Origin of the sequence: Lactobacillus johnsonii, from assembly GCF_013487865.1 — a bacterium.
Classification (GTDB): domain Bacteria; phylum Bacillota; class Bacilli; order Lactobacillales; family Lactobacillaceae; genus Lactobacillus; species Lactobacillus johnsonii_A.
In genome coordinates, this window is the sequence record NZ_CP047409.1 from 1862544 (window position 1) to 1888928 (window position 26385).

Here is a 26385-nt window from a genome sequence, read left to right on the forward strand (position 1 = left end):
AATATAATTAATATAAAACTTAAAAAGCAATGAAGAGACGAGTAGATAATTTTATTCTTTCAGTGAATTAGCGTTAGTGAGAAGCTAGTAGACCCTGAATTATCGAATAACACTTTTTCGCAGTGCTGCTAGCCTAAATTATAGTAAGCTACGCCGTCATCGGTACGTTATCAAGCCGAGGAGCATAATTGTGTTCTATTAAGCTGGTCTATTTTAGACAATTTAGGTGGTACCGCGGAAAAAAGCCTTTCGTCCTGAGAAACTCAGGAGTGAAGGGCTTTTTCTTTACTCTTAAAATTTTTCTAAGGAGTACAGATAATTATGACATTAATATTACCTAAGAATTACCATCCAAGTTTAACCATTCGTGATACTGAAGCCGCAATTGTTTTCATTAGAGAAACTTTTCAAGATAAGATTGCTGAAAAATTAAATCTTCAAAGAATGTCAGCACCAATGTTCGTTGAAAAATCTACTGGCTTAAATGATAACTTAAATGGGATTGAACGTCCTGTTGCTTTTGATATGAAGGCTATGCCAGATGACACAATCGAAGTTGTACACTCTTTAGCCAAGTGGAAACGTCTAGCACTTAAGCGCTATGGTTTTGGAATGCATGAAGGTCTTTATACCAACATGAACGCAATTCGCCGCGATGAAGATTTAGATAATTTTCACTCAATCTACGTAGATCAATGGGACTGGGAAAAGATTATTGCTAAAGAAGAAAGAAATATTGAGACTCTTAAAACTACTGTCAAACAAATTTTTAAAGCAATTAAAGAAACTGAAAAAGAGCTTAGTGCGCGCTATCCCGGTTCTACTTACCGCTTACCTAGCGACATTACTTTTATTACTACACAAGAACTGGAAGACCGCTGGCCAGATTTAGCACCAGAAGAACGTGAAGATAAAATAGCTAAAGAGAAAAAAGCAGTATTCTTAATGAAAATTGGTGATAGATTAAAGTGTAGTGGTGAGCCACATGATGGTCGTGCACCAGATTACGATGACTGGGAATTAAACGGTGACTTACTCTTTTGGTATGAACCCTTACAACGTAAAATAGAAATCTCTTCAATGGGAATTCGAGTTAGCGAAGAATCTCTGAAAGAGCAACTCAAAAAAGCTCATACTGAAGAAAGAGCTGATTTACCCTTCCATAAAATGCTTTTAGAAGGTAAACTTCCTTATACAATCGGTGGTGGTATTGGTCAATCTCGCTTATGTATGCTTTTGCTTGGAAAAGCTCATATTGGCGAAGTTCAAGCAAGTATTTGGCCTCCCAAAATGATTAAATCATGTGAAGCTGCTGACATCAAAATTCTATAGCACAAAAAAAGACTGTCTAAGCCAATAGGCTTAACAGTCTTTTTCGTTATTTACTAGCTTTACGATCTTTTCTAGAGATAATAAACATAATTAGAGGTAAAAGGATAAATCCAAAAATCATCATTGCAATAGCATACCAGTTAATTCCAGTTACTTGTCCTTGTGCATTGACTACCCCAAACTGAGCCTTCCAGTTATATTCTACTAGTAAGAAAATTACTAGAGCAATGGAAAGAATTGGAACTACAATATCAGTCCACACATTCTTTTGCGCATCTAAAACTGGCTCTGCGGTTTTTCCACGATAGAATTGAATAACTGCCAATGGAACTACAATAAAGCCTAAGAAACGTACCATAGCACTTAAAGTAATCAAGTTAACCATATTATATTCAAATGCCATTGGAATTAAAATGGCAAGTAATACGGAAATAAAGAAGGTTCTAATTGGAAAATTATTCTTAGTTCTTTTAGTTAAAGCCTTTGAGAATTGATTTTCACGTGCCATAGCTTCTAAAATTCGTGGAGCATTGAAACTAGAAGCAACATTAATACCAAACATTGAAACTAAAGCACCAACTAAGATAACATCCCTTAAAATTTCATTCTTGAAAATAGCTGCAATTGCGACAACTTGCTTAGTTGTCATTAATGCCTTAGGATCGAGCATCATTGCAACAGCAACAACGCCAATATAAATGATCGCAATGACAATAATAGCTAAAGGAATAGCACGTGGTAAGTTTTTAGCAGGATTCTTCATATCCTCTGAACCAGAAGCAACTGATTCAAATCCAGTAAAGGCATAGAAGGCAGATACTATTGCCATTACAAAACCTGTAGTAGTTAAAGTAGGAACAATCTTTTGACCATTTTGAGTAATTTGATCTACCTGACTTAAATTACTTGAAGCACCACTTACAATTAATAAAACTACCCCTGCAACAATAATTAATACTAGAGCAGCTAACTTACCAATAGTCGCTAAGTTCATAACATACTTAACAACTTTTTGACCAAATAAATTAATTACCGTAATAACAGCCATTAATATCAAGAAGCCAATAGTTACGCTCATCGTCTCATTTGGGTTACCACCAAAAATAGAAATAGTAGATTTAATAACCCCAACTGCCATTACACCCCAGGCAACACTAGCTGAAAAATAACGTAAAATTCCCATATAGAAACCGACATTATTTCCAAAAGCTGCCTTTGAGTATGCGTAAGCTGCTCCAGATTTAGTTACATATTTTGCTGCTGCTGCAAAAGAAATAGCTAAAATAGATGCAAAAATTGCAGCTATAAAATATACAATTAAAGCTTTAGATCCAGCCTGTTGAACTACGCTCCCAGGTGTTAAAAATATTCCTGAGCCAATAATCGAATTAATGGCTAACAAAACAATAGACCAAAAGCCTAATTTACTTGTTTCATTTTCGTTCATCTATTAATAACTTCTTTCTATTTTTTCTTTGCATTATCAATAATATATTTAAACAGATTATTTTGATAAGAAACTACGCGATGAAGCATTTCAGGATGCCATTGAACCGCAATAACTGATGCATCCTCATTTTCAATTGCTTCTACTACTCCATCCACACAGCGAGCTGAAATCTTAAAATTATCTGCTACATCCTTAATTAATTGATGGTGGAAAGAATTTGTTTGCATCTCATCTTTGCCTAATAATTCTGCAATCTTAGTACCTGCTACTGTTTTCACAGTATGAGTAAGCAAAGTTGGAGTTTGACCTTGACTGTGCTTTAATGTTTTTTCTTTTCTATAACTAAGATCCTGATATAAAGTCCCACCATGATACACATTAATAATTTGTGCACCACGACAAATTCCTAAAACTGGAATTCCATTTTCTTCAGCTAATTTTAGGAGTCGCATATCAAATTTGTCTCTTTCAGGCCAAATATCTCCTAATTTTTGTTCCGGCTCTTCACCATAGTTATGAGGATCTACATCATGACCACCAGATAAAATTAATCCTTGAACATTTAACAGTTGCTCTTTCACAACTTCCTCATCTTCATTGAAAGGAATGATGTAGGGAATGCCACCATTTTTAATTACAGAATCCACATAATCGTCATTAACATAACTCCGACGATAGCCTGGGAAAATACCACCATCATCAATAATTATAGAACCAGAAATTCCAATAATTGGTTTCATATTTACTCGCTCCTTCAACTTACTTTTTACCAGTTAGGCTTAATTATAAATTATATAGTTTACTGCGTAAACACTATAATTTATAATTAGCACTTTTTTCTCATCATAAGCTAATATTATGTCCTCATAAAAAAGACCATCCCTAAAGGAATGGTCCAATTAATTATTTTTTATTACGATGTTTAATCATATACACAAGACTTGCTAGCACTAAAACTCCAGCACCCACCCCCACAGAAATTCTTGTCTCTGGATTAATAAACATAAATACAACAATCACTAATAACATTGCAAATGCAAAATAATTTGAATATGGGTAGAGAGGTAACTTAAATGGATGTTCAGCCATTAAATGTGAATTATTTTTTCTGAATTTCAATTCAGCAATCAAAATTACAAACCATGCTACCATTCCCGGTAAAACAGAAGAACTATAGACAACAACGAACAATTCTCCCATTGACTTATTCATGGTTGACATTATCAAATTCAAAATAAAGCCGATTAAAATACCTACTGTAATTCCAACGATAGCTCTGTCAGGAACAATACGCTTCGATAGTTTTCCAAAGGCCTTTGGCGCTTCTCCCTCATGTGCCAATTTAAATAGCATTCTACTAGATGAATAAATACCGGAATTCGCACCTGACAAGGCTGCGGTTAAAACTACGAAGTTAATAATCCCAGCAGCTGCTGTGATCCCTACCTTAGTAAAGGTCTCTACAAATGGAGAGCCAATATTACTTAATTGATTCCAAGGATAAATTGTAACGATCACAAAGATTGCCCCAACGTAGAAAATCAAGATACGCCATAAAACTGATTTTACGCTTTTTACAATTGCCTCTTGTGGGTTGGCTACCTCTCCAGCAGAAATACCAATTAATTCTATTCCCTCATATGAACCAGCAATAATTGCCATTGAGAAAAAGAATCCTTTTACTCCACCAGTGAAAAAGCCACCATGTGACCATAGATTACTAAAGCCGATTGGTTTTCCGTGATTTCCTACACCGAGTAAAATCACCAGCAAGCCTAAAATAATCATTATCACAATTGTTACTACCTTAATCATCGCAAACCAAAACTCTAGTGTTCCATAAGCTTTAGCACTAGCTAAGTTTGCCAGTAATAAGAAAGCAATAATTATTATTCCAGACCAAAAAACACTAACTTCAGGCCACCAAAACTTTAAATACTCTGTTGCGGCCACAACTTCTGAAATACCAACAACAATATATTGAAAGACATTAGCCCACTCAGCTAAATATCCCGCTAATGGTGAAATATACTCTGTTGCATAATCTGCAAATGATCCTGTTCCAGGACTAACATATAGCATCTCTCCCAATGCTCGCATTACGATGTATAAAATTAGTCCTACAAACATATAGGCTAATAAAACTGATGGCCCCGTCCATTTAATAGTTGATGTAGATCCCATGAATAATCCAACACCAATGGCTCCACCTAGAGAGATCATCTCCATTTGTCCAGCAGTCATCGATCGCTTTAATTTAGGAGGATGATTCTGTTTATTCTCCATTATTTACACCATCCTTTTTATGTCGAAATAGATAAACAATTGTAGCTATAAGTAAAACAGCAGCTCCCACTAATACAGAAACTCTAGTTTCAGGGTTAATAAGCATAAAGATAACTATAACAATCAGCATCAAAAATGCAAAGTAATTGGAAATAGGGTATAACGGTAACTTGAAAGGATGGTCTACTAGTAAATCTTGATTATTGCGTCTAAATTTTAGTTCAGCAAGTAAGATTACAAACCATGGAATCATACCTGGTAAGACTGAAGACGAGAAAACGACAACGAATAAATCTTGAGTAGATTTATTAATTGTAGCTGCAATCATATTAATAATAAATCCAATTAGTATTCCCCCGGAAATACCTAAAATTGCATGATTAGGAACAATTCGTTTAGAAATATGTCCAAAGGTTTTCGGAGCATCCCCATCATGAGCTAATTTAAAAAGCATTCTACTAGATGAATAAATTCCAGAGTTTGCTCCTGACAAGGCTGCCGTTAAAACCACAAAGTTGATAATACTTGCCGCTGCTGTAATTCCTACCTTTGCAAATGTAGTTACAAATGGAGAGCCAATATTACTTAATTCATTCCATGGATAGATCGTAACAATAACAAAAATTGCTCCAACATAGAAAATTAAGATACGCCACAAAACCGATTTAACACTTTTTACAATGGCTTTTTTAGGATTTGCTACCTCACCAGCAGATATGCCTAGTAACTCGATTCCTTCATATGAACCAACAATAATTGACATTGAGAAGAAGAACCCTTTTACTCCACCAGTGAAAAAGCCACCATGTGACCATAGATTACTAAACCCAGTTGGTTTTCCACCGTTTCCCACTCCAAAGAAAATTACAATGAATCCTAAAATAATCATTAAGATAATAGTTACAACTTTAATCATTGCAAACCAGAATTCAAGAGAAGCGTATGCTTTAGCACTAGCCAAATTTGCTAAGACTAAAAACAAAATAATAATAATTCCTGACCAAAATACATTAACTTTTGGCCACCAAAATTTTAAATATTCAGTTGCTGCAACTACTTCAGACATTCCAACAACTATATATTCAAATACATTAGCCCACTCAGCTAAATATCCCGCTAATGGATGGACATATTCAGTTGCATAATCTGCAAACGATCCTGTTCCTGGATTAACATATAACATTTCTCCCAATGCCCGCATTACGATGTATAAAATTAAGCCAACGAACATATATGCTAGTAAAACAGACGGGCCTGTCCACTTTATAGTGGAAGTGGATCCCATGAACAATCCAACCCCAATTGCCCCACCTAAAGATATCATTTCCATTTGACCAGCAGTCATGGAACGTTTCAATTTAGGCATTGACTTTTTATTTTCCATTACTTAATGCCACTCCTATAAAAAAAACTAGCAGTCAGTTGAGAGCTAGTTTTAGATATCAAAAAATTGATTAATGTTATTTTAATACAGGTAAGCATTAATGCCAAGGCCTTTTTAACAAAAAATAAGGAGCTTAGCCTCAGAGCTAAATCTCCTTATTACTTTTGCTTAAAATTCCGTTTGATTTTTTGCCAAATTGTAAGAGCTTTTCTCATGTTATCTGCTGGTACATGCTTTCGAATAGCGCGCAAAGTTGGCTTTACATGTCTCGCAGCAAAAATAAAACTACCATTTTTTTTAGTACAAATCTTAAAACGAGGAATATATTTTCCACCAAAATATACATCCGCAACTACAACGGTTACTTCATCCCACGGAATCTGTACATAGTCATTTGGATTATTATCACTATAAAACTCAAACCCTTTATCTCCGACTAAAACTTTTCCATATGTAGGAATTCCTCTAAACCAAGTCGCAGCATCTACATACTCTGATTTTGTATTTAATGATTGAACCATATAAAAAACCTTTTCATAGATAAGAAAAACGGTCTAAACAAGACCGTTTCTTATCTGATTAATTGTTATAGTAAGCCAATTACGTGACCCACAATACCAACAACAAAGATACCAATAATGATAACGATTGGTGAAACTTTCTTCTTTAATAACCACATACATAAGAAAGTTAATAGAACTGCAGCAAGACCAGGAATTAAACTATCCAAGTTTTGTTGTAAGGTTGTTTGCTTAATTCTATCTAAGGCCATACCATTACCTAAGTTGTATTCACTCAAAGCTTTGTGAATACCTTCTGCTCCTTTTGGAAGAGTGTTCCAATCAATATAAGCACCCTTTTGAAGCGGAACGCTTGAAACAACTGGTTTGAAGTTAATTGTTACCCAACGCTCAATTAAAGCACCGATAACAAACATACCCATCATAGAAGCTCCACGGGTAATTTTTTGTAATAAACCACCTGAGGCATCTTCTGTAATTTTAGTACCAGCTTTGTAACCCATTTCTTGAGTGTACCATAAGAATGCCATACGAATTACATTCCATAATACAAAGAATAAGATAGGTCCTAAGATGTTACCACTCAAAGCAAGTGAAGCACCTAATGAACCAATAATAGGACGAACAGTGTACCAAAAGACCGGGTCACCAACACCGGCTAAAGGTCCCATCATACCAACTTTAACACCTTGAATAGCAGTGTTATCAACATCCGCACCGTTAGCCTTATCCTCTTCCAAAGCAAGAGTAACACCGATAATAGGTGATGCTAAGTATGGGTGTGTATTAAAGAATTCCAAGTGTCTCTTTAATGCAAGGGATAGATCTTTCTTTTCAGGATATAATTTTCTTAATGCTGGGATTAAACTGTAAGCCCAACCACCGTTTTGCATTCTTTCATAGTTCCATGAACCTTGAAGGAAAGTAGAACGCCACCAAACCTTAATACGATCTGATTTACTTAAAGTTAATTTCTTTTGTGCAGTTTCAGTCATTATATAATTAGCCTCCTCTCGCTCAAATTTTAATAATCATCCAGGATGTCGCCCAATGGGTCGCCTGAACCGGAATTAGAGTTATTGTTGTTTCCACCCTTAGAACCTTCAAGAGCAAGGTACATAATAGCAAGGGAAATACCAATACCACCAAGAGCGATCAAAGTTAATTCTTTAACGGCTGCCAAACAGAAACCAATGATGAAGAATGGCCATACTTCACGGCTAGCCATCATATTAATAACCATAGCGTAACCAACGGCAACAACCATACCACCACCGATGGTCATACCTTCGTTTAACCATGCTGGCATTGCATTTAAGCCAGCACGAACAACAGAAGCTGGAATAGCAAGTAATAATGCAGCTGGAATAGCAATTCGTAAACCTTGTAAAGCAACAGCAATCATTTGCCAACGGTCAATAGCTCTCCAGTTAGCTTCTTCTGCTTTTCTATCCATAATATGAACAATGGCAACAGAAATAGTACGAACTAACATAGTTAAGAACAAACCAGCAACGGCTAAAGGAATAGCAATACCAATCGCAGTACCAATACCCTTTTGACCTTGTCCACCTTGAACCAAAATAATAGTTGAAGCAACAGATGCTAAAGCTGCATCTGGAGCAACGGCAGCACCAATATTAGCCCAACCTAAAGCAATCATTTGTAGTGAACCGCCAAGAATAATACCAATAGTTAAGTTACCAGTAACCAAACCAATTAAAGTACATGCCACTAGAGGTTGATGGAATTGAAATTCATCAAGAATTCCTCCCATACCTGCAAAGAAGGCAACGATCACTACCAGAATCATCTGAATAGCATTCATTTATATAAATCCCCCTGTAATTTATTTCTTTTCATTAACTAATTTTTGAGCTTTATCCAAAAGTTCATCCATGTTTTGTTTACCATCAGAAGGAACTTTACGGACATCAAATTTAACGCCCAAATCTTTTAATTTCTTATATGTATCAATATCTTTTTGATCCATTGCCAAAACAGTATTGACATTCACTTTACCATCACTATATGCCATGGATCCAACATTCAATTCTTTAATGTCCATTCCACCTTCAATAGCTTTAAGTGCATCTTCTGGATTTTCAAATAAGATCAATGCCTTAGTATTTCCAAAACGTGGATCTTTCACTACTTCAAGCATCTTATTGATTGGAACAACATTTGCCGGTACACCAGCTGGTGCTGCTTCCTTAATCATTGTTTTACGAATTTTATCTTTCGCAACATTATCTGAAACAACAATGATTCGATTTGGATTCATGGCCTTAGTCCAACCAGTTGCAACTTGTCCATGAAGAAGACGTGAATCAATTCTAGCTAAAACATACTTAATGTGACCATCGCCAATGACCGTACCTTCAGGAATAGCACCTTGTGGTTGTGCATTAGCAGCTGGAGCAGCCTTTGTCTCCTCTTTAGGCATAAGAGATTCAGGTTGTGTTTTAATTCCATCACGACCTGGTTTAACAATAGCTTTGGCAATATCATGAGCATTATCACTTGCCATTCTTTGACCCAAAGCTTCGATAACCATAGGTAGATTCATACCTGAGACAATGGCCCAAGTATCTTCATGTTCTTTAACAAGATTATTTGCTTGGTTAAATGGTGTACCTCCCCATAGATCAATCAAAAATAATACTTGATCCTGATCATCAAAAGAAGCCACAGCTTTTTCCATCTTAGCTCTAATATCATCAGGACCTTCGTCAGGCTTTAAAATCACATGAGCCAGATTCTCTTGCTTACCAAAAATCATTTCAGCAGATTGAAAGATTCCATCAGCAAAGCCACCATGACTAGCTAGGACAATTCCTACCATTTGATTTCCCCCTTAATCAAAATATCTTCACGAATACTTTATAGCAGAATAAATGTATACGTTTACTTTTAATATCATACCATTTTTTTATTGAAAATGCTTGCATAAAGTTAAAAAAGTAGAAAAAAATAATAACTATACAAAAAAGGAAGAACAAAGATAATTCTTCATTCTTCCTTTAACTCATCACTTTACTCCGGCTGTCAGACTCGAACTGACGACAACCTGATTAACAGTCAGGTGCTCTACCAACTGAGCTAAGCCGGAATATTAAAAAAGAGCACGGCGACTGCCTACCCTCGCAGGCAGTTTCCCACCAACTACTCTCGGCGTTAAGAAGCTTAACTTCTGTGTTCGGCATGGGAACAGGTGTATCCTTCTTGCCATCGCCACCGTACTCTTTCTGAGCTTTTACACTCAAAACTGAATATAATCTCTAGCCTTTAAACCTTTGAGCTTTGGTCAAGTGCTCGACTGATTAGTACTAGTCCGCTCCACATATCGCTATGCTTCCACTCCTAGCCTATCTACCTCATCGTCTTTAAGGTGTCTTACTGCTTTCGCATCGGAAATCTCATCTTGAGGGGGGCTTCGCACTTAGATGCTTTCAGCGCTTATCCCTTCCATACATAGCTACCCAGCGATGCCTTTGGCAAGACAACTGGTACACCAGCGGTATGTCCATCCCGGTCCTCTCGTACTAAGGACAGCTCCTCTCAAATTTCCTACGCCCACGACGGATAGGGACCGAACTGTCTCACGACGTTCTGAACCCAGCTCGCGTGCCGCTTTAATGGGCGAACAGCCCAACCCTTGGGACCGACTTCAGCCCCAGGATGCGACGAGCCGACATCGAGGTGCCAAACCTCCCCGTCGATGTGAACTCTTGGGGGAGATAAGCCTGTTATCCCCAGGGTAGCTTTTATCCGTTGAGTGATGGCCTTTCCATGCAGTACCACCAGATCACTAAGCCCGACTTTCGTCCCTGCTCGAGTTGTAGCTCTCGCAGTCAAGCTCCCTTATACCTTTACACTCTGCGAATGATTTCCAACCATTCTGAGGGAACCTTTGGGCGCCTCCGTTACACTTTAGGAGGCGACCGCCCCAGTCAAACTGCCCACCTGACACTGTCCTCCAGAACGCTCAGCTCTGTGAGTTAGAGGATCCATCAAACAAGGGTAGTATCCCAACATTGCCTCCGGTAAGACTAGCGTCCTACTTTCTCTGGCTCCTACCTATCCTGTACATGTTTAACAAATACTCAATATCAAGCTACAGTAAAGCTCCATGGGGTCTTTCCGTCCTGTCGCGGGTAACCCGCATCTTCACGGGTATTATAATTTCACCGAGTCTCTCGTTGAGACAGTGCCCAAATCATTACACCTTTCGTGCAGGTCGGAACTTACCCGACAAGGAATTTCGCTACCTTAGGACCGTTATAGTTACGGCCGCCGTTTACTGGGGCTTCAATTCAAACCTTCGCTTGCGCTAAGCTCTCCTCTTAACCTTCCAGCACCGGGCAGGTGTCAGTACCTATACGTCATCTTACGATTTTGCAGATACCTGTGTTTTTGATAAACAGTTGTTTGGGCCTATTCACTGCGGCTGATATTTTACTATCAGCACCCCTTCTCCCGAAGTTACGGGGTCATTTTGCCGAGTTCCTTAACGAGAGTTCTCTCGCTCACCTGAGTGTTCTCCACTCGACTACCTGTGTCGGTTTGCGGTACGGGTAAAATTGTTCTGGCTAGAAGCTTTTCTTGGCAGTGTGACATCATGACCTTCGCTACTTTTATTTCGCTCCGCGTCACAGCTTGAAATCTAAAGACAAGCATTTGACTCATCTTTTTTCTTACTGCTTGCACATGTATTTCCAGCAACATGCGTCATTGGCCTCCTGCGTCCCTCCTTTGCTCATATCGAACAATTTCAGTACAGGAATATCTACCTGTTGTCCATCGGCTACGCCTCTCGGCCTTACCTTAGGTCCCGACTTACCCTGGGCGGACGAGCCTGCCCCAGGAAACCTTAGTCTTTCGGCGGATAGGATTCTCACCTATCTTTCGCTACTCATACCGGCATTCTCACTTCTAAGCGCTCCATTAGTCCTCTCGATCTAACTTCGCCGCACTTAGAACGCTCTCCTACCACGCATATAATATATGCATCCACAGTTTCGGTACTATGCTTAGCCCCGGTACATTTTCGGCGCAGCGTCACTCGACTAGTGAGCTATTACGCACTCTTTAAATGGTGGCTGCTTCTAAGCCAACATCCTAGTTGTCTACGCAACTCCACATCCTTTTCCACTTAGCATAGATTTGGGGACCTTAACTGGTGATCTGGGCTGTTTCCCTTTCGACTACGGATCTTATCACTCGCAGTCTGACTCCCGTGCATTGATATCTGGCATTCGGAGTTTATCTGGATTCAGTAACCCCTGACGGGCCCCTAGTCCAAACAGCGCTCTACCTCCATTATCATTCACACGAGGCTAGCCCTAAAGCTATTTCGGAGAGAACCAGCTATCTCCAAGTTCGTTTGGAATTTCACCGCTACCCACAACTCATCCCCGCGATTTTTAACTCACGTGGGTTCGGTCCTCCAGCGTGTTTTACCACGCCTTCAACCTGGTCATGGGTAGGTCACTTGGTTTCGGGTCTACGTCATGATACTCTGTCGCCCTATTCAGACTCGCTTTCGCTCCGGCTCCGTCTTTTCTGACTTAACCTTGCACCATAACGTAACTCGCCGGTTCATTCTACAAAAGGCACGCCATTACACTTTAATGTGCTCTGACTACTTGTAGGCACACGGTTTCAGGTTCTCTTTCACTCCCCTTCCGGGGTTCTTTTCACCTTTCCCTCACGGTACTGGTTCACTATCGGTCACTAGTTAGTATTTAGCCTTGCGAGATGGTCCTCGCGGTTTCAATCGGGATTCCTCGTGTCCCGACCTACTCAGGATCCTGCTAAGTCTCTCCGCAATTTCGCGTACGGGGCTCTCACCCTCTCTGGCTTATCTTTCCAGATAATTCTGCTATCACTTCAAGTACTATATCGCAGTCCTACAACCCCAACTGGCAAGCCAGCTGGTTTGGGCTCTTTCCTGTTCGCTCGCCGCTACTTGGGAAATCGATTTTTCTTTCTCTTCCTGCAGCTACTTAGATGTTTCAGTTCACTGCGTCTTCCTTCATTAACCTTAACAGTTAATGATAATACCTCACGGTATTGGGTTCCCCCATTCGGATATCTCCGGATCATTGCTTACTTACTGCTCCCCGAAGCCTTTCGTGGTTCGTCACGTCCTTCATCGGCTTCTAGTGCCAAGGCATTCACCATGCGCCCTTTTCTACTTGACCTATTTCAAGTTGAGTTTCTCTCTCTTCTCGGTCGCTCTTCAATCTGTTTTTTCGATTGTCTCGGTTTTTTGCTTTTGATTATATTCAGTTTTCAATGTACTAACCATTGAGACATTGTGTCTCAATGGAGGCTAACGGGATCGAACCGATGACCTCCTGCGTGCAAAGCAGGCGCTCTCCCATCTGAGCTAAGCCCCCATCATTGCCTTTTATCAAAGCTTTTTGCTTTGAATGGGCCTAAATGGACTTGAACCATCGACCTCACGCTTATCAGGCGTGCGCTCTAACCAGCTGAGCTATAGGCCCGATTGTGCTTGGCTTGTTATTCAAGTTGTTTGAGGTAATACCCTCAAAACTAAACAAAGTTTCTCAGTGTGCTTCCGCTTGGCTTTCTCGATGACTTCTCTTAGTGCTCTCGCACTCTCCATCATCTTTCGCCTTCCTTAGAAAGGAGGTGATCCAGCCGCAGGTTCTCCTACGGCTACCTTGTTACGACTTCACCCTAATCATCTGTCCTACCTTAGACGGCTGACTCCTATAAAGGTTATCCCACCGGCTTTGGGTGTTACAGACTCTCATGGTGTGACGGGCGGTGTGTACAAGGCCCGGGAACGTATTCACCGCGGCGTGCTGATCCGCGATTACTAGCGATTCCAGCTTCGTGTAGGCGAGTTGCAGCCTACAGTCCGAACTGAGAACGGCTTTAAGAGATCCGCTTGCCTTCGCAGGTTCGCTTCTCGTTGTACCGTCCATTGTAGCACGTGTGTAGCCCAGGTCATAAGGGGCATGATGACTTGACGTCATCCCCACCTTCCTCCGGTTTGTCACCGGCAGTCTCATTAGAGTGCCCAACTTAATGATGGCAACTAATGACAAGGGTTGCGCTCGTTGCGGGACTTAACCCAACATCTCACGACACGAGCTGACGACAGCCATGCACCACCTGTCTCAGCGTCCCCGAAGGGAACACCTAATCTCTTAGGTTTGCACTGGATGTCAAGACCTGGTAAGGTTCTTCGCGTTGCTTCGAATTAAACCACATGCTCCACCGCTTGTGCGGGCCCCCGTCAATTCCTTTGAGTTTCAACCTTGCGGTCGTACTCCCCAGGCGGAGTGCTTAATGCGTTAGCTGCAGCACTGAGAGGCGGAAACCTCCCAACACTTAGCACTCATCGTTTACGGCATGGACTACCAGGGTATCTAATCCTGTTCGCTACCCATGCTTTCGAGCCTCAGCGTCAGTTGCAGACCAGAGAGCCGCCTTCGCCACTGGTGTTCTTCCATATATCTACGCATTCCACCGCTACACATGGAGTTCCACTCTCCTCTTCTGCACTCAAGTTCAACAGTTTCTGATGCAATTCTCCGGTTGAGCCGAAGGCTTTCACATCAGACTTATTGAACCGCCTGCACTCGCTTTACGCCCAATAAATCCGGACAACGCTTGCCACCTACGTATTACCGCGGCTGCTGGCACGTAGTTAGCCGTGACTTTCTAAGTAATTACCGTCAAATAAAGGCCAGTTACTACCTCTATCTTTCTTCACTACCAACAGAGCTTTACGAGCCGAAACCCTTCTTCACTCACGCGGCGTTGCTCCATCAGACTTTCGTCCATTGTGGAAGATTCCCTACTGCTGCCTCCCGTAGGAGTTTGGGCCGTGTCTCAGTCCCAATGTGGCCGATCAGTCTCTCAACTCGGCTATGCATCATTGCCTTGGTAAGCCGTTACCTTACCAACTAGCTAATGCACCGCAGGTCCATCCAAGAGTGATAGCAGAACCATCTTTCAAACTCTAGACATGCGTCTAGTGTTGTTATCCGGTATTAGCATCTGTTTCCAGGTGTTATCCCAGTCTCTTGGGCAGGTTACCCACGTGTTACTCACCCGTCCGCCGCTCGCTTGTATCTAGTTTCATTTAGTGCAAGCACTAAAATCATCTAGGCAAGCTCGCTCGACTTGCATGTATTAGGCACGCCGCCAGCGTTCGTCCTGAGCCAGGATCAAACTCTCATTTTCCTTTTGAAAATGAGCTTTTTATCGTTTAGCTCTAAAACTTTCTTTGAGTTATCTCAAATTTATTGCTTGCGAATTGACTTCGCTTTTGTTTGGGATTTTTATATCCCGCACACTTTCAGCGAAACTTTGTTCAGTTTTCAAGGTACTACCGTTGTCATGTGACAACTTTTATATTATATCATGTCCTTTAAGCTTTGACAAGAACTTTTTTAATTTTCTCATCTCTCTCAAATGACAGCTTTATAATATTATCATCTTTTGCTCGCTTTGGCAAGCTTTTTTAATCATTTTTTGATAAAAATAGGAGCCTAGTTGACTCCATTGGCTCCGGCTGTCAGACTCGAACTGACGACAACCTGATTAACAGTCAGGTGCTCTACCAACTGAGCTAAGCCGGAATATTAAAAAAGAGCACGGCGACTGCCTACCCTCGCAGGCAGTTTCCCACCAACTACTCTCGGCGTTAAGAAGCTTAACTTCTGTGTTCGGCATGGGAACAGGTGTATCCTTCTTGCCATCGCCACCGTACTCTTTCTGAGCTTTTACACTCAAAACTGAATATAATCTCTAGCCTTTAAACCTTTGAGCTTTGGTCAAGTGCTCGACTGATTAGTACTAGTCCGCTCCACATATCGCTATGCTTCCACTCCTAGCCTATCTACCTCATCGTCTTTAAGGTGTCTTACTGCTTTCGCATCGGAAATCTCATCTTGAGGGGGGCTTCGCACTTAGATGCTTTCAGCGCTTATCCCTTCCATACATAGCTACCCAGCGATGCCTTTGGCAAGACAACTGGTACACCAGCGGTATGTCCATCCCGGTCCTCTCGTACTAAGGACAGCTCCTCTCAAATTTCCTACGCCCACGACGGATAGGGACCGAACTGTCTCACGACGTTCTGAACCCAGCTCGCGTGCCGCTTTAATGGGCGAACAGCCCAACCCTTGGGACCGACTTCAGCCCCAGGATGCGACGAGCCGACATCGAGGTGCCAAACCTCCCCGTCGATGTGAACTCTTGGGGGAGATAAGCCTGTTATCCCCAGGGTAGCTTTTATCCGTTGAGTGATGGCCTTTCCATGCAGTACCACCAGATCACTAAGCCCGACTTTCGTCCCTGCTCGAGTTGTAGCTCTCGCAGTCAAGCTCCCTTATACCTTTACACTCTGCGAATGATTTCCAACCATTCTGAGGGAACCTTTGGGCGCCTCCGTTACACTTTAGGAGGCGACCGCCCCAGTCAAACTGCCCACCTGACACTGTCCTCCAGAACGCTCAGCTCTGTGAGTTAGAGGATCCATCAAACAAGGGTAGTATCCCAACATTGCCTCCGGTAAGACTAGCGTCCTACTTTCTCTGGCTCCTACCTATCCTGTACATGTTTAACAAATACTCAATATCAAGCTACAGTAAAGCTCCATGGGGTCTTTCCGTCCTGTCGCGGGTAACCCGCATCTTCACGGGTATTATAATTTCACCGAGTCTCTCGTTGAGACAGTGCCCAAATCATTACACCTTTCGTGCAGGTCGGAACTTACCCGACAAGGAATTTCGCTACCTTAGGACCGTTATAGTTACGGCCGCCGTTTACTGGGGCTTCAATTCAAACCTTCGCTTGCGCTAAGCTCTCCTCTTAACCTTCCAGCACCGGGCAGGTGTCAGTACCTATACGTCATCTTACGATTTTGCAGATACCTGTGTTTTTGATAAACAGTTGTTTGGGCCTATTCACTGCGGCTGATATTTTACTATCAGCACCCCTTCTCCCGAAGTTACGGGGTCATTTTGCCGAGTTCCTTAACGAGAGTTCTCTCGCTCACCTGAGTGTTCTCCACTCGACTACCTGTGTCGGTTTGCGGTACGGGTAAAATTGTTCTGGCTAGAAGCTTTTCTTGGCAGTGTGACATCATGACCTTCGCTACTTTTATTTCGCTCCGCGTCACAGCTTGAAATCTAAAGACAAGCATTTGACTCATCTTTTTTCTTACTGCTTGCACATGTATTTCCAGCAACATGCGTCATTGGCCTCCTGCGTCCCTCCTTTGCTCATATCGAACAATTTCAGTACAGGAATATCTACCTGTTGTCCATCGGCTACGCCTCTCGGCCTTACCTTAGGTCCCGACTTACCCTGGGCGGACGAGCCTGCCCCAGGAAACCTTAGTCTTTCGGCGGATAGGATTCTCACCTATCTTTCGCTACTCATACCGGCATTCTCACTTCTAAGCGCTCCATTAGTCCTCTCGATCTAACTTCGCCGCACTTAGAACGCTCTCCTACCACGCATATAATATATGCATCCACAGTTTCGGTACTATGCTTAGCCCCGGTACATTTTCGGCGCAGCGTCACTCGACTAGTGAGCTATTACGCACTCTTTAAATGGTGGCTGCTTCTAAGCCAACATCCTAGTTGTCTACGCAACTCCACATCCTTTTCCACTTAGCATAGATTTGGGGACCTTAACTGGTGATCTGGGCTGTTTCCCTTTCGACTACGGATCTTATCACTCGCAGTCTGACTCCCGTGCATTGATATCTGGCATTCGGAGTTTATCTGGATTCAGTAACCCCTGACGGGCCCCTAGTCCAAACAGCGCTCTACCTCCATTATCATTCACACGAGGCTAGCCCTAAAGCTATTTCGGAGAGAACCAGCTATCTCCAAGTTCGTTTGGAATTTCACCGCTACCCACAACTCATCCCCGCGATTTTTAACTCACGTGGGTTCGGTCCTCCAGCGTGTTTTACCACGCCTTCAACCTGGTCATGGGTAGGTCACTTGGTTTCGGGTCTACGTCATGATACTCTGTCGCCCTATTCAGACTCGCTTTCGCTCCGGCTCCGTCTTTTCTGACTTAACCTTGCACCATAACGTAACTCGCCGGTTCATTCTACAAAAGGCACGCCATTACACTTTAATGTGCTCTGACTACTTGTAGGCACACGGTTTCAGGTTCTCTTTCACTCCCCTTCCGGGGTTCTTTTCACCTTTCCCTCACGGTACTGGTTCACTATCGGTCACTAGTTAGTATTTAGCCTTGCGAGATGGTCCTCGCGGTTTCAATCGGGATTCCTCGTGTCCCGACCTACTCAGGATCCTGCTAAGTCTCTCCGCAATTTCGCGTACGGGGCTCTCACCCTCTCTGGCTTATCTTTCCAGATAATTCTGCTATCACTTCAAGTACTATATCGCAGTCCTACAACCCCAACTGGCAAGCCAGCTGGTTTGGGCTCTTTCCTGTTCGCTCGCCGCTACTTGGGAAATCGATTTTTCTTTCTCTTCCTGCAGCTACTTAGATGTTTCAGTTCACTGCGTCTTCCTTCATTAACCTTAACAGTTAATGATAATACCTCACGGTATTGGGTTCCCCCATTCGGATATCTCCGGATCATTGCTTACTTACTGCTCCCCGAAGCCTTTCGTGGTTCGTCACGTCCTTCATCGGCTTCTAGTGCCAAGGCATTCACCATGCGCCCTTTTCTACTTGACCTATTTCAAGTTGAGTTTCTCTCTCTTCTCGGTCGCTCTTCAATCTGTTTTTTCGATTGTCTCGGTTTTTTGCTTTTGATTATATTCAGTTTTCAATGTACTAACCATTGAGACATTGTGTCTCAATGGAGGCTAACGGGATCGAACCGATGACCTCCTGCGTGCAAAGCAGGCGCTCTCCCATCTGAGCTAAGCCCCCATCATTGCCTTTTATCAAAGCTTTTTGCTTTGAATGGGCCTAAATGGACTTGAACCATCGACCTCACGCTTATCAGGCGTGCGCTCTAACCAGCTGAGCTATAGGCCCGATTGTGCTTGGCTTGTTATTCAAGTTGTTTGAGGTAATACCCTCAAAACTAAACAAAGTTTCTCAGTGTGCTTCCGCTTGGCTTTCTCGATGACTTCTCTTAGTGCTCTCGCACTCTCCATCATCTTTCGCCTTCCTTAGAAAGGAGGTGATCCAGCCGCAGGTTCTCCTACGGCTACCTTGTTACGACTTCACCCTAATCATCTGTCCTACCTTAGACGGCTGACTCCTATAAAGGTTATCCCACCGGCTTTGGGTGTTACAGACTCTCATGGTGTGACGGGCGGTGTGTACAAGGCCCGGGAACGTATTCACCGCGGCGTGCTGATCCGCGATTACTAGCGATTCCAGCTTCGTGTAGGCGAGTTGCAGCCTACAGTCCGAACTGAGAACGGCTTTAAGAGATCCGCTTGCCTTCGCAGGTTCGCTTCTCGTTGTACCGTCCATTGTAGCACGTGTGTAGCCCAGGTCATAAGGGGCATGATGACTTGACGTCATCCCCACCTTCCTCCGGTTTGTCACCGGCAGTCTCATTAGAGTGCCCAACTTAATGATGGCAACTAATGACAAGGGTTGCGCTCGTTGCGGGACTTAACCCAACATCTCACGACACGAGCTGACGACAGCCATGCACCACCTGTCTCAGCGTCCCCGAAGGGAACACCTAATCTCTTAGGTTTGCACTGGATGTCAAGACCTGGTAAGGTTCTTCGCGTTGCTTCGAATTAAACCACATGCTCCACCGCTTGTGCGGGCCCCCGTCAATTCCTTTGAGTTTCAACCTTGCGGTCGTACTCCCCAGGCGGAGTGCTTAATGCGTTAGCTGCAGCACTGAGAGGCGGAAACCTCCCAACACTTAGCACTCATCGTTTACGGCATGGACTACCAGGGTATCTAATCCTGTTCGCTACCCATGCTTTCGAGCCTCAGCGTCAGTTGCAGACCAGAGAGCCGCCTTCGCCACTGGTGTTCTTCCATATATCTACGCATTCCACCGCTACACATGGAGTTCCACTCTCCTCTTCTGCACTCAAGTTCAACAGTTTCTGATGCAATTCTCCGGTTGAGCCGAAGGCTTTCACATCAGACTTATTGAACCGCCTGCACTCGCTTTACGCCCAATAAATCCGGACAACGCTTGCCACCTACGTATTACCGCGGCTGCTGGCACGTAGTTAGCCGTGACTTTCTAAGTAATTACCGTCAAATAAAGGCCAGTTACTACCTCTATCTTTCTTCACTACCAACAGAGCTTTACGAGCCGAAACCCTTCTTCACTCACGCGGCGTTGCTCCATCAGACTTTCGTCCATTGTGGAAGATTCCCTACTGCTGCCTCCCGTAGGAGTTTGGGCCGTGTCTCAGTCCCAATGTGGCCGATCAGTCTCTCAACTCGGCTATGCATCATTGCCTTGGTAAGCCGTTACCTTACCAACTAGCTAATGCACCGCAGGTCCATCCAAGAGTGATAGCAGAACCATCTTTCAAACTCTAGACATGCGTCTAGTGTTGTTATCCGGTATTAGCATCTGTTTCCAGGTGTTATCCCAGTCTCTTGGGCAGGTTACCCACGTGTTACTCACCCGTCCGCCGCTCGCTTGTATCTAGTTTCATTTAGTGCAAGCACTAAAATCATCTAGGCAAGCTCGCTCGACTTGCATGTATTAGGCACGCCGCCAGCGTTCGTCCTGAGCCAGGATCAAACTCTCATTTTCCTTTTGAAAATGAGCTTTTTATCGTTTAGCTCTAAAACTTTCTTTGAGTTATCTCAAATTTATTGCTTGCGAATTGACTTCGCTTTTGTTTGGGATTTTTATATCCCGCACACTTTCAGCGAAACTTTGTTCAGTTTTCAAGGTACTACCGTTGTCATGTGACAACTTTTATATTATATCATGTCCTTTAAGCTTTGACAAGAACTTTTTTAATTTTCTCATCTCTCTCAAATGACAGCTTTATAATATTATCATCTTTTGCTCGCTTTGGCAAGCTTTTTTAATCATTTTTTGATAAAAATAGGAGCCTAGTTGACTCCATTGGCTCCGGCTGTCAGACTCGAACTGACGACAACCTGATTAACAGTCAGGTGCTCTACCAACTGAGCTAAGCCGGAATATTAAAAAAGAGCACGGCGACTGCCTACCCTCGCAGGCAGTTTCCCACCAACTACTCTCGGCGTTAAGAAGCTTAACTTCTGTGTTCGGCATGGGAACAGGTGTATCCTTCTTGCCATCGCCACCGTACTCTTTCTGAGCTTTTACACTCAAAACTGAATATAATCTCTAGCCTTTAAACCTTTGAGCTTTGGTCAAGTGCTCGACTGATTAGTACTAGTCCGCTCCACATATCGCTATGCTTCCACTCCTAGCCTATCTACCTCATCGTCTTTAAGGTGTCTTACTGCTTTCGCATCGGAAATCTCATCTTGAGGGGGGCTTCGCACTTAGATGCTTTCAGCGCTTATCCCTTCCATACATAGCTACCCAGCGATGCCTTTGGCAAGACAACTGGTACACCAGCGGTATGTCCATCCCGGTCCTCTCGTACTAAGGACAGCTCCTCTCAAATTTCCTACGCCCACGACGGATAGGGACCGAACTGTCTCACGACGTTCTGAACCCAGCTCGCGTGCCGCTTTAATGGGCGAACAGCCCAACCCTTGGGACCGACTTCAGCCCCAGGATGCGACGAGCCGACATCGAGGTGCCAAACCTCCCCGTCGATGTGAACTCTTGGGGGAGATAAGCCTGTTATCCCCAGGGTAGCTTTTATCCGTTGAGTGATGGCCTTTCCATGCAGTACCACCAGATCACTAAGCCCGACTTTCGTCCCTGCTCGAGTTGTAGCTCTCGCAGTCAAGCTCCCTTATACCTTTACACTCTGCGAATGATTTCCAACCATTCTGAGGGAACCTTTGGGCGCCTCCGTTACACTTTAGGAGGCGACCGCCCCAGTCAAACTGCCCACCTGACACTGTCCTCCAGAACGCTCAGCTCTGTGAGTTAGAGGATCCATCAAACAAGGGTAGTATCCCAACATTGCCTCCGGTAAGACTAGCGTCCTACTTTCTCTGGCTCCTACCTATCCTGTACATGTTTAACAAATACTCAATATCAAGCTACAGTAAAGCTCCATGGGGTCTTTCCGTCCTGTCGCGGGTAACCCGCATCTTCACGGGTATTATAATTTCACCGAGTCTCTCGTTGAGACAGTGCCCAAATCATTACACCTTTCGTGCAGGTCGGAACTTACCCGACAAGGAATTTCGCTACCTTAGGACCGTTATAGTTACGGCCGCCGTTTACTGGGGCTTCAATTCAAACCTTCGCTTGCGCTAAGCTCTCCTCTTAACCTTCCAGCACCGGGCAGGTGTCAGTACCTATACGTCATCTTACGATTTTGCAGATACCTGTGTTTTTGATAAACAGTTGTTTGGGCCTATTCACTGCGGCTGATATTTTACTATCAGCACCCCTTCTCCCGAAGTTACGGGGTCATTTTGCCGAGTTCCTTAACGAGAGTTCTCTCGCTCACCTGAGTGTTCTCCACTCGACTACCTGTGTCGGTTTGCGGTACGGGTAAAATTGTTCTGGCTAGAAGCTTTTCTTGGCAGTGTGACATCATGACCTTCGCTACTTTTATTTCGCTCCGCGTCACAGCTTGAAATCTAAAGACAAGCATTTGACTCATCTTTTTTCTTACTGCTTGCACATGTATTTCCAGCAACATGCGTCATTGGCCTCCTGCGTCCCTCCTTTGCTCATATCGAACAATTTCAGTACAGGAATATCTACCTGTTGTCCATCGGCTACGCCTCTCGGCCTTACCTTAGGTCCCGACTTACCCTGGGCGGACGAGCCTGCCCCAGGAAACCTTAGTCTTTCGGCGGATAGGATTCTCACCTATCTTTCGCTACTCATACCGGCATTCTCACTTCTAAGCGCTCCATTAGTCCTCTCGATCTAACTTCGCCGCACTTAGAACGCTCTCCTACCACGCATATAATATATGCATCCACAGTTTCGGTACTATGCTTAGCCCCGGTACATTTTCGGCGCAGCGTCACTCGACTAGTGAGCTATTACGCACTCTTTAAATGGTGGCTGCTTCTAAGCCAACATCCTAGTTGTCTACGCAACTCCACATCCTTTTCCACTTAGCATAGATTTGGGGACCTTAACTGGTGATCTGGGCTGTTTCCCTTTCGACTACGGATCTTATCACTCGCAGTCTGACTCCCGTGCATTGATATCTGGCATTCGGAGTTTATCTGGATTCAGTAACCCCTGACGGGCCCCTAGTCCAAACAGCGCTCTACCTCCATTATCATTCACACGAGGCTAGCCCTAAAGCTATTTCGGAGAGAACCAGCTATCTCCAAGTTCGTTTGGAATTTCACCGCTACCCACAACTCATCCCCGCGATTTTTAACTCACGTGGGTTCGGTCCTCCAGCGTGTTTTACCACGCCTTCAACCTGGTCATGGGTAGGTCACTTGGTTTCGGGTCTACGTCATGATACTCTGTCGCCCTATTCAGACTCGCTTTCGCTCCGGCTCCGTCTTTTCTGACTTAACCTTGCACCATAACGTAACTCGCCGGTTCATTCTACAAAAGGCACGCCATTACACTTTAATGTGCTCTGACTACTTGTAGGCACACGGTTTCAGGTTCTCTTTCACTCCCCTTCCGGGGTTCTTTTCACCTTTCCCTCACGGTACTGGTTCACTATCGGTCACTAGTTAGTATTTAGCCTTGCGAGATGGTCCTCGCGGTTTCAATCGGGATTCCTCGTGTCCCGACCTACTCAGGATCCTGCTAAGTCTCTCCGCAATTTCGCGTACGGGGCTCTCACCCTCTCTGGCTTATCTTTCCAGATAATTCTGCTATCACTTCAAGTACTATATCGCAGTCCTACAACCCCAACTGGCAAGCCAGCTGGTTTGGGCTCTTTCCTGTTCGCTCGCCGCTACTTGGGAAATCGATTTTTCTTTCTCTTCCTGCAGCTACTTAGATGTTTCAGTTCACTGCGTCTTCCTTCATTAACCTTAACAGTTAATGATAATACCTCACGGTATTGGGTTCCCCCATTCGGATATCTCCGGATCATTGCTTACTTACTGCTCCCCGAAGCCTTTCGTGGTTCGTCACGTCCTTCATCGGCTTCTAGTGCCAAGGCATTCACCATGCGCCCTTTTCTACTTGACCTATTTCAAGTTGAGTTTCTCTCTCTTCTCGGTCGCTCTTCAATCTGTTTTTTCGATTGTCTCGGTTTTTTGCTTTTGATTATATTCAGTTTTCAATGTACTAACCATTGAGACATTGTGTCTCAATGGAGGCTAACGGGATCGAACCGATGACCTCCTGCGTGCAAAGCAGGCGCTCTCCCATCTGAGCTAAGCCCCCATCATTGCCTTTTATCAAAGCTTTTTGCTTTGAATGGGCCTAAATGGACTTGAACCATCGACCTCACGCTTATCAGGCGTGCGCTCTAACCAGCTGAGCTATAGGCCCGATTGTGCTTGGCTTGTTATTCAAGTTGTTTGAGGTAATACCCTCAAAACTAAACAAAGTTTCTCAGTGTGCTTCCGCTTGGCTTTCTCGATGACTTCTCTTAGTGCTCTCGCACTCTCCATCATCTTTCGCCTTCCTTAGAAAGGAGGTGATCCAGCCGCAGGTTCTCCTACGGCTACCTTGTTACGACTTCACCCTAATCATCTGTCCTACCTTAGACGGCTGACTCCTATAAAGGTTATCCCACCGGCTTTGGGTGTTACAGACTCTCATGGTGTGACGGGCGGTGTGTACAAGGCCCGGGAACGTATTCACCGCGGCGTGCTGATCCGCGATTACTAGCGATTCCAGCTTCGTGTAGGCGAGTTGCAGCCTACAGTCCGAACTGAGAACGGCTTTAAGAGATCCGCTTGCCTTCGCAGGTTCGCTTCTCGTTGTACCGTCCATTGTAGCACGTGTGTAGCCCAGGTCATAAGGGGCATGATGACTTGACGTCATCCCCACCTTCCTCCGGTTTGTCACCGGCAGTCTCATTAGAGTGCCCAACTTAATGATGGCAACTAATGACAAGGGTTGCGCTCGTTGCGGGACTTAACCCAACATCTCACGACACGAGCTGACGACAGCCATGCACCACCTGTCTCAGCGTCCCCGAAGGGAACACCTAATCTCTTAGGTTTGCACTGGATGTCAAGACCTGGTAAGGTTCTTCGCGTTGCTTCGAATTAAACCACATGCTCCACCGCTTGTGCGGGCCCCCGTCAATTCCTTTGAGTTTCAACCTTGCGGTCGTACTCCCCAGGCGGAGTGCTTAATGCGTTAGCTGCAGCACTGAGAGGCGGAAACCTCCCAACACTTAGCACTCATCGTTTACGGCATGGACTACCAGGGTATCTAATCCTGTTCGCTACCCATGCTTTCGAGCCTCAGCGTCAGTTGCAGACCAGAGAGCCGCCTTCGCCACTGGTGTTCTTCCATATATCTACGCATTCCACCGCTACACATGGAGTTCCACTCTCCTCTTCTGCACTCAAGTTCAACAGTTTCTGATGCAATTCTCCGGTTGAGCCGAAGGCTTTCACATCAGACTTATTGAACCGCCTGCACTCGCTTTACGCCCAATAAATCCGGACAACGCTTGCCACCTACGTATTACCGCGGCTGCTGGCACGTAGTTAGCCGTGACTTTCTAAGTAATTACCGTCAAATAAAGGCCAGTTACTACCTCTATCTTTCTTCACTACCAACAGAGCTTTACGAGCCGAAACCCTTCTTCACTCACGCGGCGTTGCTCCATCAGACTTTCGTCCATTGTGGAAGATTCCCTACTGCTGCCTCCCGTAGGAGTTTGGGCCGTGTCTCAGTCCCAATGTGGCCGATCAGTCTCTCAACTCGGCTATGCATCATTGCCTTGGTAAGCCGTTACCTTACCAACTAGCTAATGCACCGCAGGTCCATCCAAGAGTGATAGCAGAACCATCTTTCAAACTCTAGACATGCGTCTAGTGTTGTTATCCGGTATTAGCATCTGTTTCCAGGTGTTATCCCAGTCTCTTGGGCAGGTTACCCACGTGTTACTCACCCGTCCGCCGCTCGCTTGTATCTAGTTTCATTTAGTGCAAGCACTAAAATCATCTAGGCAAGCTCGCTCGACTTGCATGTATTAGGCACGCCGCCAGCGTTCGTCCTGAGCCAGGATCAAACTCTCATTTTCCTTTTGAAAATGAGCTTTTTATCGTTTAGCTCTAAAACTTTCTTTGAGTTATCTCAAATTTATTGCTTGCGAATTGACTTCGCTTTTGTTTGGGATTTTTATATCCCGCACACTTTCAGCGAAACTTTGTTCAGTTTTCAAGGTACTACCGTTGTCATGTGA

The 26385-nt window shown here is 43.9% G+C and carries 9 protein-coding genes, 9 tRNA genes, 9 rRNA genes and 1 other annotated feature; of the genes, 1 reads left to right on the forward strand and 26 read right to left on the reverse strand.

Annotation, left to right across the window (positions count from 1 at the left end; translation table 11 throughout):
- Window positions 1–20 precede the first annotated feature (20 nt).
- Window positions 21–260 (forward strand) — a binding site (T-box leader).
- Between the two features lie 61 nt (window positions 261–321).
- Window positions 322–1332: an aspartate--ammonia ligase gene (gene asnA, locus GTO82_RS09075; RefSeq protein ID WP_180873276.1), complete on the forward strand. Its 1011-nt coding sequence runs from the start codon at window positions 322–324 to the stop codon at window positions 1330–1332.
- A 46-nt stretch (window positions 1333–1378) separates the two neighbouring features.
- On the opposite strand, the gene GTO82_RS09080 is transcribed toward asnA, so the two are convergent.
- The 26 genes from GTO82_RS09080 to GTO82_RS09205 all read right to left on the reverse strand — a co-directional run bounded on the left by GTO82_RS09080 (window position 1379) and on the right by GTO82_RS09205 (window position 26223).
- On the reverse strand, window positions 1379–2779 hold the full coding sequence (locus GTO82_RS09080; RefSeq protein WP_180873277.1) for an APC family permease: 1401 nt from the start codon (window positions 2777–2779) through the stop codon (window positions 1379–1381).
- Between the two features lie 17 nt (window positions 2780–2796).
- The gene (locus GTO82_RS09085; protein ID WP_180873278.1) at window positions 2797–3522 is read right to left on the reverse strand and encodes a gamma-glutamyl-gamma-aminobutyrate hydrolase family protein; all 726 of its coding nucleotides are present in this window, start codon (window positions 3520–3522) and stop codon (window positions 2797–2799) included.
- Window positions 3523–3685: 163 nt separating this feature from the next.
- The gene (locus GTO82_RS09090) at window positions 3686–5068 is read right to left on the reverse strand and encodes an amino acid permease (protein WP_180873279.1); all 1383 of its coding nucleotides are present in this window, start codon (window positions 5066–5068) and stop codon (window positions 3686–3688) included.
- Complete coding sequence (locus tag GTO82_RS09095) at window positions 5058–6452, reverse strand: amino acid permease (protein WP_011162556.1); 1395 nt, start codon at window positions 6450–6452, stop codon at window positions 5058–5060. Before GTO82_RS09095 ends, GTO82_RS09090 begins: the two co-directional genes overlap by 11 nt.
- A gap of 158 nt (window positions 6453–6610) precedes the next feature.
- Window positions 6611–6973 (reverse strand): DUF956 family protein, encoded by a 363-nt coding sequence (locus tag GTO82_RS09100; RefSeq protein ID WP_004898106.1) that lies wholly within the window; start codon window positions 6971–6973, stop codon window positions 6611–6613.
- 65 nt (window positions 6974–7038) lie between these two features.
- Window positions 7039–7968 (reverse strand): PTS system mannose/fructose/sorbose family transporter subunit IID, encoded by a 930-nt coding sequence (locus GTO82_RS09105; RefSeq protein WP_004898108.1) that lies wholly within the window; start codon window positions 7966–7968, stop codon window positions 7039–7041.
- 29 nt (window positions 7969–7997) lie between these two features.
- Window positions 7998–8801, reverse strand: a complete 804-nt coding sequence (locus tag GTO82_RS09110) for a PTS mannose/fructose/sorbose transporter subunit IIC (RefSeq protein ID WP_004898109.1) — start codon at window positions 8799–8801, stop codon at window positions 7998–8000.
- Between the two features lie 21 nt (window positions 8802–8822).
- Window positions 8823–9818 carry a PTS sugar transporter subunit IIB gene (locus GTO82_RS09115; protein ID WP_180873280.1) on the reverse strand — a complete coding sequence of 332 codons (996 nt, stop codon included), beginning with the start codon at window positions 9816–9818 and terminating at the stop codon, window positions 8823–8825.
- A gap of 194 nt (window positions 9819–10012) precedes the next feature.
- Window positions 10013–10085: transfer RNA gene (locus tag GTO82_RS09120), tRNA-Asn, on the reverse strand.
- Between the two features lie 13 nt (window positions 10086–10098).
- Window positions 10099–10215, reverse strand: a 5S ribosomal RNA gene (gene rrf / locus GTO82_RS09125).
- Between the two features lie 61 nt (window positions 10216–10276).
- A 23S ribosomal RNA gene (locus tag GTO82_RS09130) occupies window positions 10277–13179 on the reverse strand.
- A gap of 125 nt (window positions 13180–13304) precedes the next feature.
- Window positions 13305–13377 (reverse strand) — tRNA-Ala (locus tag GTO82_RS09135).
- A gap of 34 nt (window positions 13378–13411) precedes the next feature.
- Window positions 13412–13485: transfer RNA gene (locus tag GTO82_RS09140), tRNA-Ile, on the reverse strand.
- A 141-nt stretch (window positions 13486–13626) separates the two neighbouring features.
- A 16S ribosomal RNA gene (locus tag GTO82_RS09145) occupies window positions 13627–15199 on the reverse strand.
- Between the two features lie 322 nt (window positions 15200–15521).
- Window positions 15522–15597 (reverse strand) — tRNA-Asn (locus GTO82_RS09150).
- A 13-nt stretch (window positions 15598–15610) separates the two neighbouring features.
- Window positions 15611–15727: ribosomal RNA gene (gene rrf / locus GTO82_RS09155) — 5S ribosomal RNA — on the reverse strand.
- Window positions 15728–15788: 61 nt separating this feature from the next.
- A 23S ribosomal RNA gene (locus GTO82_RS09160) occupies window positions 15789–18691 on the reverse strand.
- A gap of 125 nt (window positions 18692–18816) precedes the next feature.
- Window positions 18817–18889: transfer RNA gene (locus tag GTO82_RS09165), tRNA-Ala, on the reverse strand.
- Between the two features lie 34 nt (window positions 18890–18923).
- Window positions 18924–18997 (reverse strand) — tRNA-Ile (locus GTO82_RS09170).
- A gap of 141 nt (window positions 18998–19138) precedes the next feature.
- Window positions 19139–20711: ribosomal RNA gene (locus tag GTO82_RS09175) — 16S ribosomal RNA — on the reverse strand.
- Window positions 20712–21033: 322 nt separating this feature from the next.
- A tRNA-Asn gene (locus GTO82_RS09180) sits at window positions 21034–21109 on the reverse strand.
- Window positions 21110–21122: 13 nt separating this feature from the next.
- Window positions 21123–21239 (reverse strand): 5S ribosomal RNA (rrf, locus tag GTO82_RS09185).
- A 61-nt stretch (window positions 21240–21300) separates the two neighbouring features.
- Window positions 21301–24203, reverse strand: a 23S ribosomal RNA gene (locus GTO82_RS09190).
- 125 nt (window positions 24204–24328) lie between these two features.
- Window positions 24329–24401 (reverse strand) — tRNA-Ala (locus GTO82_RS09195).
- A 34-nt stretch (window positions 24402–24435) separates the two neighbouring features.
- Window positions 24436–24509, reverse strand: a tRNA-Ile gene (locus GTO82_RS09200).
- 141 nt (window positions 24510–24650) lie between these two features.
- Window positions 24651–26223, reverse strand: a 16S ribosomal RNA gene (locus GTO82_RS09205).
- Together the 16S, 23S and 5S rRNA genes with 9 tRNA genes alongside form the textbook arrangement of a ribosomal RNA operon.
- Between the last annotated feature and the right edge of the window lie 162 nt (window positions 26224–26385).

What these genes read in the sequence shown, in the direction of transcription:
- asnA (WP_180873276.1), top strand. Translation starts at nt 322, where the DNA reads ATGACATTAATATTACCTAAGAATTACCATCCAAGTTTAACCATTCGT.
- GTO82_RS09080 (WP_180873277.1), bottom strand. Translation starts at nt 2,779, where the DNA reads ATGAACGAAAATGAAACAAGTAAATTAGGCTTTTGGTCTATTGTTTTG.
- GTO82_RS09085 (WP_180873278.1), bottom strand. Translation starts at nt 3,522, where the DNA reads ATGAAACCAATTATTGGAATTTCTGGTTCTATAATTATTGATGATGGT.
- GTO82_RS09090 (WP_180873279.1), bottom strand. Translation starts at nt 5,068, where the DNA reads ATGGAGAATAAACAGAATCATCCTCCTAAATTAAAGCGATCGATGACT.
- GTO82_RS09095 (WP_011162556.1), bottom strand. Translation starts at nt 6,452, where the DNA reads ATGGAAAATAAAAAGTCAATGCCTAAATTGAAACGTTCCATGACTGCT.
- GTO82_RS09100 (WP_004898106.1), bottom strand. Translation starts at nt 6,973, where the DNA reads ATGGTTCAATCATTAAATACAAAATCAGAGTATGTAGATGCTGCGACT.
- GTO82_RS09105 (WP_004898108.1), bottom strand. Translation starts at nt 7,968, where the DNA reads ATGACTGAAACTGCACAAAAGAAATTAACTTTAAGTAAATCAGATCGT.
- GTO82_RS09110 (WP_004898109.1), bottom strand. Translation starts at nt 8,801, where the DNA reads ATGAATGCTATTCAGATGATTCTGGTAGTGATCGTTGCCTTCTTTGCA.
- GTO82_RS09115 (WP_180873280.1), bottom strand. Translation starts at nt 9,818, where the DNA reads ATGGTAGGAATTGTCCTAGCTAGTCATGGTGGCTTTGCTGATGGAATC.